The sequence below is a fragment of the Paenibacillus sp. J22R160 genome, from assembly GCF_059692135.1.
Map to the genome: position 1 here is coordinate 1 of NZ_JCAUAU010000041.1, position 9,047 is coordinate 9,047.

General features: G+C 43.4%; 11 protein-coding genes. 7 read left to right on the top strand and 4 right to left on the bottom strand.

Features of this window, described 5'->3' with window-relative positions:
• Positions 1 to 181: 181 nt before the first annotated feature.
• The 3 genes from AC58UW_RS33035 to AC58UW_RS33045 all read right to left on the bottom strand — a co-directional run bounded on the left by AC58UW_RS33035 (position 182) and on the right by AC58UW_RS33045 (position 2,009).
• Complete coding sequence (locus AC58UW_RS33035; RefSeq protein ID WP_497424731.1) at positions 182 to 637, bottom strand: helix-turn-helix domain-containing protein; 456 nt, start codon at positions 635 to 637, stop codon at positions 182 to 184.
• 145 nt (positions 638 to 782) lie between these two features.
• On the bottom strand, positions 783 to 1,565 hold the full coding sequence (locus AC58UW_RS33040; RefSeq protein WP_497424732.1) for a hypothetical protein: 783 nt from the start codon (positions 1,563 to 1,565) through the stop codon (positions 783 to 785).
• Between the two features lie 246 nt (positions 1,566 to 1,811).
• Complete coding sequence (locus AC58UW_RS33045; RefSeq protein ID WP_497424733.1) at positions 1,812 to 2,009, bottom strand: helix-turn-helix domain-containing protein; 198 nt, start codon at positions 2,007 to 2,009, stop codon at positions 1,812 to 1,814.
• Positions 2,010 to 2,414: 405 nt separating this feature from the next.
• Between AC58UW_RS33045 and AC58UW_RS33050 the strand changes: the two genes are divergently transcribed.
• The 7 genes from AC58UW_RS33050 (at position 2,415) to AC58UW_RS33080 (ending at position 7,390) form a co-directional block, all read left to right on the top strand.
• Positions 2,415 to 3,200, top strand: a complete 786-nt coding sequence (locus tag AC58UW_RS33050; protein ID WP_497424734.1) for a helix-turn-helix domain-containing protein — start codon at positions 2,415 to 2,417, stop codon at positions 3,198 to 3,200.
• Positions 3,197 to 3,733, top strand: a complete 537-nt coding sequence (locus tag AC58UW_RS33055; protein ID WP_497424735.1) for a hypothetical protein — start codon at positions 3,197 to 3,199, stop codon at positions 3,731 to 3,733. The genes AC58UW_RS33050 and AC58UW_RS33055 overlap by 4 nt, the downstream gene beginning before the upstream one ends.
• Positions 3,734 to 4,691: 958 nt before the next feature.
• Positions 4,692 to 5,213, top strand: coding sequence for a DUF3967 domain-containing protein (locus AC58UW_RS33060; RefSeq protein ID WP_497424736.1), 522 nt, complete (start codon positions 4,692 to 4,694; stop codon positions 5,211 to 5,213).
• 2 nt (positions 5,214 to 5,215) lie between these two features.
• Positions 5,216 to 5,539, top strand: a complete 324-nt coding sequence (locus AC58UW_RS33065; protein WP_497424737.1) for a hypothetical protein — start codon at positions 5,216 to 5,218, stop codon at positions 5,537 to 5,539.
• Between the two features lie 220 nt (positions 5,540 to 5,759).
• Positions 5,760 to 6,170 (top strand): hypothetical protein, encoded by a 411-nt coding sequence (locus tag AC58UW_RS33070; protein ID WP_497424738.1) that lies wholly within the window; start codon positions 5,760 to 5,762, stop codon positions 6,168 to 6,170.
• Between the two features lie 82 nt (positions 6,171 to 6,252).
• On the top strand, positions 6,253 to 6,621 hold the full coding sequence (locus AC58UW_RS33075; RefSeq protein ID WP_497424739.1) for a helix-turn-helix domain-containing protein: 369 nt from the start codon (positions 6,253 to 6,255) through the stop codon (positions 6,619 to 6,621).
• Positions 6,622 to 6,637: 16 nt separating this feature from the next.
• Positions 6,638 to 7,390, top strand: coding sequence for a DUF3800 domain-containing protein (locus AC58UW_RS33080; protein ID WP_497424740.1), 753 nt, complete (start codon positions 6,638 to 6,640; stop codon positions 7,388 to 7,390).
• Between the two features lie 609 nt (positions 7,391 to 7,999).
• Here the strand turns inward: AC58UW_RS33080 and AC58UW_RS33085 are convergent.
• The gene (locus AC58UW_RS33085; protein WP_497424741.1) at positions 8,000 to 8,578 is read right to left on the bottom strand and encodes a site-specific integrase; all 579 of its coding nucleotides are present in this window, start codon (positions 8,576 to 8,578) and stop codon (positions 8,000 to 8,002) included.
• Between the last annotated feature and the right edge of the window lie 469 nt (positions 8,579 to 9,047).

A 9,047-nucleotide genomic window follows, 5' to 3' on the forward strand; every position in this document is an offset into this window, starting at 1 on the left:
GGACAGTCAGACAAAAATGTCCCGGCCGCTTCCTTGGTTCTATTATCTTTCAAGATCTATACGTTCTTGACATATTTGGGGGATGATCTTCTTCTAAAAGATTGGCTTTGGTTTTAAAGAATGGTTATGGATCTAAAGAATGGTTATGGTTACGGGTACATATTTGTCCCACGCCACCCCTTCACTCATTCTTACCGCCGCTGAAACGACTAAGAATGTAGGCTAACTGCTCGTCAGACATAGAATGGTCATCCTGTTCTACCCACGTTTCTTCAGTTTCCTTGCGCTTCTTAGATTGAGAAAACATAGACAGCCCTGAATTGCGGTTAATGGTGTATTCGTTGTAGAAGTGCGTTGGGTTCTTCTTTGACTGCTTCTTTCTTACCGTTATGATCGGTTTACCCTTCCAACGAAAGTCTATCAAGTCATCGACTCGTCTGCTTATCGTTTTAGGATGTACGCCTAACTTCTCCGCCAATGTTTCCTGTGAAGGGAAGCATACGCCTTTTTCATCCATGTAGGTAGATATGGCACAGAGTAGCTGCCATTCACCTGGACCTATCTCGGCAAGCATACCGCTTTCGTACGCATCCAAGTGCATCTTTACAAACATGTCCTCTTTATTTTTTCTAGTCATGATAATTACCTCCTGAGTTTTGTGGTTACAGGAAGTGAATATCGTTTGTCTGCTGAGACGTGACTGATGTGGAAAAAAAAAGGCAGGCAGCCAAGTCACAGCCCACCTTTTGTTCAGTTACGTATACGTAAACGTACACATGGTATTACTTCGCTTGCGCTAACAGGCTATCTAACATAGCTTCCTCAGTGGTGCGTTGACCAGGTGCGATGGTGGCATCTTCAGGATTGAACGCGTAGTAACGTGCAGGATCGTTTGTAAACTGACTAACACGGGGGCCATAGAGCTCCTTCACTTTGGATTCCACTGGTAAGCCAAACAGATCCGACTGGATAGCGATTGTAGCCGCGTCAACGATCTTTACCGCTTCACGGGCTTCAGGGGTCAGCGTAGATTCCCTAAGCTGATTGAAGACCCCTGAAAGCTCATTCTTGAACGTAGCAGCCTGTGATCCCGCCGCGTTAAGAATTGGCTGGACTAGATCAGCAAACGAGTCCTTCAGTCGCATCGCTAGGTACGGATCAGTCACAGATCCAACAAATTCCTTCAACGCTTTGCTTCCTGTGTCGGCGTTCGATAACAGTATTTCAGTTTTTAGGTCAGCTAGCTTACGGTCAAAGCGTGTTACCGTCTCTTGATCAGGTGCTTTGACCACAGCGTTAACCACAGCGTCAGCCAGTTCCCTAGCTTTGGCGGCTGCAGCTTGATACTGTGATTTCTCAGCAGCTAGGAAGTGGAATAGCTCCCTGGCTTCACGCTTCGATTGGACTTCTAACATCTTGCTACGTGTTTCCCCTGTGAATGCCTGTTTGATTTTCTCACGGCGGTTATTCAGCCCATCATTGTGCTGACGGAATCTACCCGTGGATCCTTGTTGTAGTTCATATGCTTTTGCTAGGTACTCGCGTGCTTGGTTAATCTTGTTCATATCTGATAATCCCCTTTAAAGTTAGTTGGTTAATGCTATCAATTAACTGCGTTAAATATCTATCTTCGCCTGCCACGCCTGCGTTCTTCTCCGTTCCTCTCCAACTGCACCAACTGGGGCAAGAGTTCCATTGCTCGCCGTTCAGTGACGGTGGCACCAAGGGTAAACGTGTACAGGTCTTCACCGTCATACAGCACTTCAGCTATCAGTGAGTGTGGCAGCCGCTTCAGGGAGATGACCTGCAGGTTACTTTTCATCACTGGACATCACCTTAGCTAAGTAAAACTTCTGTTTGACACGCTCAGCTATTTTCTCGGTTACACGCCTGTTGCCCCGCTCAATCTCTGACACGTAGGAGCCTGAGATTCCAAGGGCTGCACCGAATTCCTTCTGCGTCATTTCTACGAAGCATCGTACGATCTTGAAGGTACGTCTAGTAAACATTCACATTCACATCCTTAATGAAAATGAAAAAGACGCTTAACCGGTGAGGGTCAAACGTCTGGATTGGGGGCTATATAGAAGGGTCAATGGCCATGACATCCCCTACACCCTTATGTGTTTGTGTGGATTGGTTACACAAGCTACTAGGTCTTACTATATAACCGATGGTGGTATAGTGTGCGTCATTACTGGGTTTTTCGGATATTCTCGTTTACTAGATTCGTAGATTCGTGGTAAAATTATTCCAATAAAAGCAAAAAGAACACTCGTTAACTTTGGCCGGTTAAAGTGTTCCTTGCTTCATCAACGGGCAACGTGTGCCCTTATTAGGTTATACCCATTTTATCATGGTTTGATCTATCTAGGCAATACGTATGCCCCCAACAAATTGGAGGGCTTTTTGCCATGAAACGTAACAGCCAATCGAACACTATCATCCGTACCAACAAACGCGAGAATCCATATGTAATGATCGACAAGTTTGGCCTTAATGATGAACGCCTATCTTGGAAGGCTAAGGGGCTATTGGCGTACTTACTGTCAAAGCCGGATGATTGGCAGATCTATGAAAGCGAGCTGATCAAAAGGTCTACTGATGGTCGAGATGCTATACGTACAGCTTTGCGTGAATTGGAGAAGTACGGTTACCTGTCGCGTAAGCAAAACCGCAATGAAGATGGTAGCTTCGGATCTACCGAATACATAGTCTATGAACGTCCATATGAAGATAATCCACCGCTGACGGAAAATCCGTCGACGGGAAATCCGCTGACGGAAAACCCACTACTACTAAATAAAGATCTTACTAAGAATGATTTAACTAATTTGATTGATTGTAGTAGCGAAATCGCCACCGCTTCTGAATCTACCAATGAATCGAATGAAATCATAGAAACCCTACAAGAAAAAGCCGGGTGGATGATGGTAGACAATCACCGTAGTATGCAGGCTGAATCAGAATACATAACACAGATTTACATAATGCTTCTAAAGCAATTCCAGTTCCAACTTGATGCTGCCATAGTTGCCAACGCCTGTGAACTGTATAAAGACCGTACTTACGATTGGGTAAAAGGCTGTATGCGTCTTACGTTGGATAATCCGGTCGCTTTCTTTAATTCGTGTTACAAAGACGCTGTGAAAGCGTACAAGGCTAGTCAAAGCCCGAAAAAAGGGGGGGGCTGCTCATGAGAAATCATCACAATAGGGGACATATCTTTCTGCGTGGTGGCAGCCATGACTGGGGTGTAGGCCTTATCATCATTATTGGATTTCTGCTCTACTTCGCATATTTGGGCATACAGCAGTTTTTCGCTTGGTTGGAGGACAAAATCAAGGAGGTTGTTGGATGGCTAAACCGTGTGATTGCTCGGAGTGCCGGGAAGGTATGTGGCAACTGCAATAAGGTCGAGGGCGATATGAACAACCGCGGTTTCTCCGGATCGGTAAAACTGAGTGATCGGAACGGACGGAATCTGTGCGAGCCTTGTCTCTCGGAATCCATTAAACAGGATACACCAGACCCCTCGGATCTCAACAACAAATATGCGTTTAATCGTTTCAGGATGGTTTGGGAACTTGCGAAGATCAAGCGTCCATGCGCGACGTGTGGTAGATCTAGTTGGATCAACGCAGAGAACCATTGGAAGAAGCAGTGCTCTACGTGCTACAAAGACGTTGTAAAGGCATATAAGGCTTCCCAAAGGAAAGGGGCTAGACGATGAAGAAGACAAAAATACTAGCCCTAATCCTAAAGTCCTTCATCGTATGTCTATTCGTGATAGCCATTGTGAGCCTGATAGGATTCTTGACGCACGTAGATAACCTAGAGATCACTTTCATGACCAGTGCTAACGTAGTCTTAATCCTAGTAGCCATATGGGGGTTGTATCAGGCATGGAATAGATCACGCGGGCTACTATGGTTGAATATAGGGGTACTAGTGGTTAACGGATTGTTATTGGTAGACAACGTTGTCTGGCATTAGTTAGTAGTCTCTCAAAGGAACAGCTCAGTAAATACAGGGTAACGGAAGCCGACTTCCCAACGTTGGGAACTGTTTCTGTTTACCACTAGATTGAAATCCCAAACCGCCAAACGTCAGGCGTTCGTTGACCTAAGTTGAACTTAATTCTATCTGTTTCCGCTGGGCGCATGGGCTAACCGTGGAAACGTTGCAACTATCTTTTCAAGTAACGTTCCATTGACGGAACTTCACATTGGAAAGCTTTTGGTCACGTCCCCAATTGATACCCCTTTCCGTAATGAAAGACATCCTTCATTTGCTGTTCACCTGGACAACGGTGGCTGGAAAGACAGTGGGTCTTCGGATACCCACCATGACGGAGCCCCGTGCGATTGAAGGCAGTGTTCAAATCCTACAACGTCGTTGAATTTACCTGCAACTTACGTGGCGAAACGGAAATGGAAACTGAAGATTACATATTAGATGCGATCATAGAAGCCCATAACAGCCCATTCCTGCCATTCTAGCATTTCGTGCTTATTGAACCTTAGATCAAACCTACTAAACGCCTTACAGGGCATTCTGGGGGCTTACAATGGACGAAGTGATACATAGGGCTTGCTTGCGTTACGTTCGTGCGTTTAAACGCATCTGACAGGCAGGAAACTCCTGGTATAATGGCGAATTATCTTTGCATAGCGGGAGGTGTATCGGGTATGGATGACAATATGGAATGGAAGTTAACAACGAAGGATCTAGGCGAAAAGCTTGGATTTGAATCCGTTACGATAAGGAAATACGCGTTGGTCTTAGAAGGATTAGGATATAGCGTCAAGCGTGATCATAATGATAACCGGGTCTATTCTGAGCAAGACGCTATGGTGTTCCAACAGGTGAAGACGATACGGGAACGGTCGGGGCTGTCCGTTGAAAAGTCAGCGGAAGTAGTACTAGCAAAGCTTCACGAGGCGTCCGTAAGCGTAGCGCCTACCATAATTCCTACTGAAAACACGGATCTAACACGTTATGATGAACGATACAGTGAAATATCAGGGCAACTGGTGGAGGTCCTGGAAGTGAACAGGGCTTTAGGGGATCGTTTGGAACGGATTGAAGACAGACAGCTACAACAGAATGAGAATTTGACCATTATCCTTCGGGAGCTACTTGAAGTAAAGAAGGAAATAGCCGCGGCTAATCAGAAGCGTTCCTGGTGGGACAAACTTAGGGGGAAATAACTATGGGCAACACAGTAGAATGCCGTGAATGCAATACGCAATATCATTTAGGGGAAGATACAGACAAATATAATCGAGTGAATGATACTGGGGTTTGTGGATGCACTTCATCACACTATTCAAAGCATTTTCGCATGGGTCAGATCATTGAATGTCAGTATGGTGTTGGCAAAATAGTTGGATACGACCCTGATACTGAGATATATACGGTGTTGATCCAAGAGTGGTGGATGGACAATGAGGAATACGCACAAGGGTATCCTAACGGTGATGGATCTGATATAGATTATGTACGCATGGAAGAACAAGAAATGAGGGCGCATTGATTGCACATACCTGATATCTATGTGAGCAGCCTTGAACCACGCACTGAACGAGAAAGCCGCGACGGGAAATCATCCGAGCGGCTTTTTTGTATTATTCTATACACTGTATAGGTTATGAACAAAATAAGAACATTAGTTCCCGTTGCTTTTGTGGATAACATTGTCATATGATAAATATTGTTAATTTATTTCACTTGGAAGTTCGGAGGATCTATAAAGTATGGAACGATCGAAATCTCAGCAGGATCTCCATAATGATGTTATCAAATTTTTAGCAGAAAGGCTAAGGTTAAGTGGCTACTCAGTTTTAGCCGACCATATAGATTGGCCATACGGTACACCGCCGGAAGTAGGAGTTTACCGGCCTGATATATTTGCTTATAATGCTGCAGAAAAAAATATATACGAAATAGAAACTCGAGAGACATATAATACGAGTCAGGCTTTATCTAAACTGGAAACATTTCAAGCGGCTAATAATGCCAGCATTAAGACTTACCTGGTTATTCCCTTAACATCAGGAGTTCTAAATGCCCAACACATATCGAAAATGCAAGGTTTTTTAAAAAGGCTACCCGAAATTCGTCTTATCACATGTGATCTAGTAAAAGAAGAGATTGTAGTTCATTAAGAAATAGGAAGGTCCGCCAGACTTCGTCTGGTTAGATTGCAATATTCGCGTAGATGTTGTAAAATCCTAGTAGGTGATAATAATGTCAGAATTCGATTTTGAAGCTCTTCCTAACAGGAGGAAAGCTGATTTTTTAAAACAAGAATATAGCTCTTGGAAAAATGCCTCTTTTGATCAAGGAGGGTACTTACCGATCTTCTCAGACTTCAAAGAGAAGTTTATACTTAGCTCTCTCTCCGGAAATGCAGTCAAACTTTACATATATTTAGGCCTCCATGCTAAAAACCAAACTGGTGAATGCTGGGTGACTATAGACACCATCGCAAAGTACTTTAATAAATCGAATCGCGCAGTCAGTGATTGGATAAAAGAATTAGAATCGGCACAATTGATTAAGAGAATGCAGATGGAAAAAAACGGAGTGGCCTTCACGTTTTTAAGGCCATATTAGAGGGGCGAAAAGAGAGATGCTTAATGGTTTTTATATGGACGAGTCGGGGAATACGGGATTTCCTGATATTCCTAATCAGCCAGTATTATGTTATGGTGGCATACTTGTCACCAATGAAAAACTAGCTAAATTAGAGCAAGATTTTCAGGCTATCTCATACAAAATTATGTTGGCAATTCAGACAGAACTCAAAGGCACGTCCAAAAAAGCCATGAAGAAAATGGAGTTTTTCGCTAAATATGAAATGCACGGTAAACCTTTTGTAGATGGGGATAACTTGTTTTCAAAAATTCTCCCTGCCCAACGGTTAGCTTATGTCGAGGAAATGCTTACGCTTTTACAGGATAACAATGTGAAAATTATAGCATCGATAGTGAATAAACAGGCCTACCAAACTGCGACTGGGGAAACGAATCACATAAACATGCATCAGCGTGCTATGACTGAGTTAATTAGAATGATTGAAGAAGAGTTGACGGAACGTAGACAACCAGGGGTCATAACCTGCGATAATGGACGATCAACGGAAGGAGAAATGTTGTTAAGGACTATTCGTCAAAGCAAGACCGGACTTATTTTTACTGATCTTATGATTAAGGAATCTCATTTGAGCCAATTAGTTCAGCTAGCTGATATGGTCGTTTTTGTAACAACAATCTTTTTTAGAAATCATTATCATTTTAAAGCACGTAAGCATTTCAATACTGAATTGGTAGGTATTTACAACAAATTTATGCCTGGGCTTATTAAGGTCTGGGAATACGTCTAAACAAAGCACAAAAAGGGGGCGTACCAATGTACGCTCCCTTTTAATGGTCGAACCAATGTGCGACCACTAGATTACTTTAACCTATTCAAAAAAAATTATGTTGGTGATAAGAAATGATGGGAAAAAGGCATTAAGTACTAGGTCGAACCAATGTGCGAGCTAGTGCTTGATGCCTTTTTTATTATGTACAGGATCTCTTGGTCGAACCAATGTGCGAGCAAAAAAACCTGATATCATACAATTTTCTGCAAACTAACTAGACGTAGTCTAGAGTTTTTGCAACCTATACTCAATTTACCATCCAGCGTATTAAAAGTCAACTAATACTATATATTACCTAAGTACTTTATAATATACCTAATCATGAATATATATAAAATTAGTAATATAGTTAGTCTGCAGAAAACAAACATATGTCCAAATTTTGAATTTTGTATAATATATGCTTTCGGGACGTTTGCTGCTGTCTCGTCTATGCCCGCGCCACTTAGATCTTCTGGATATTGCAATTTTTTTCAGGGCACTTGTCGGTGGCTGAAGGCCCGGTACCCCCCACCATGCCGGGGCCTTAAACAACGTCAGGCTCGGCACATCACATCTTGCATCACGTTACAGGTTAAGGCTGATCACCACATCATCCAGTTCATCCTGAGTGATACCAATGTACCGTAAGGTAACAGCCGGGGAACTGTGATTGAACAATGACTGAAGCTTCTCAATGCTTGTGCCGGTCTTATACGCATGATAACCGAAGGATTTTCGTAATGAATGGGTTCCTATGGCATCCACAATCCCCACAGCTTCAGCAGCTTCATTCAGGATGTCGTAAGCTTGCTGACGTGATATGGCTTTGTAGCTGCCCTCCTGACCTGCTTTACGGGATACAAACAATGGACGGTCCATATCACCTCTATAGCCCTCTAGATAGTCCTTTACAGCCTTCTGGACGTTGGCGGCGAATGGGAAGCGGCGGTACTTATCGGTCTTCTGTTCCCTCAGCTCGTAGAAGTCCTTCAGCCTGCCCTTATCGTCGATCACGTCCCCCACTTTCATTAGCAGGATATCGCTGATCCGTAGCCCACAATTTATGCCCAAGGTAAACATAAGTAGGTCACGTTTACTCCCGGCTAGCATTTTCTTCATTGCTTCTATCTTCTTGCGGTCACGTATCGGCTGTACTAATTCCATTATGTAATCCTCCATATCAATCTGTCATAATTACATTATATCGCATGTTTTGACAGATTGGAGGAGGGGGAGAAAAACTATATTTCACGGCAAAACGTTCAAAGCCTTGCCCTGCATGGATTTCAGCGGTTTGGCGAATCTTACAAAATTCAATTGTGTCAGGTTCACGTTGACTAAAGGAACGGTCGACGAACGGTGAGACCAGGTAGGACACCATATAGACCTGCCCCAAGCTAAGCCCCGTAAGGATCACACGTATCAAAGTGAAGATACAAAGTATTTCTAGATCATTCGTAATCAATCATGGTGGCGGGTTCTCAGCAGCTTACTTCAATCAGGGTTAACAGTTGACAACGGAGGACAGTCAGACAAAAATGTCCCGGCCGCTTCCTTGGTTCTATTATCTTTCAAGATCTATACGTTCTTGACATATTTGGGGGATGATCTTCTTCTAAAAGATTGGCTTTGG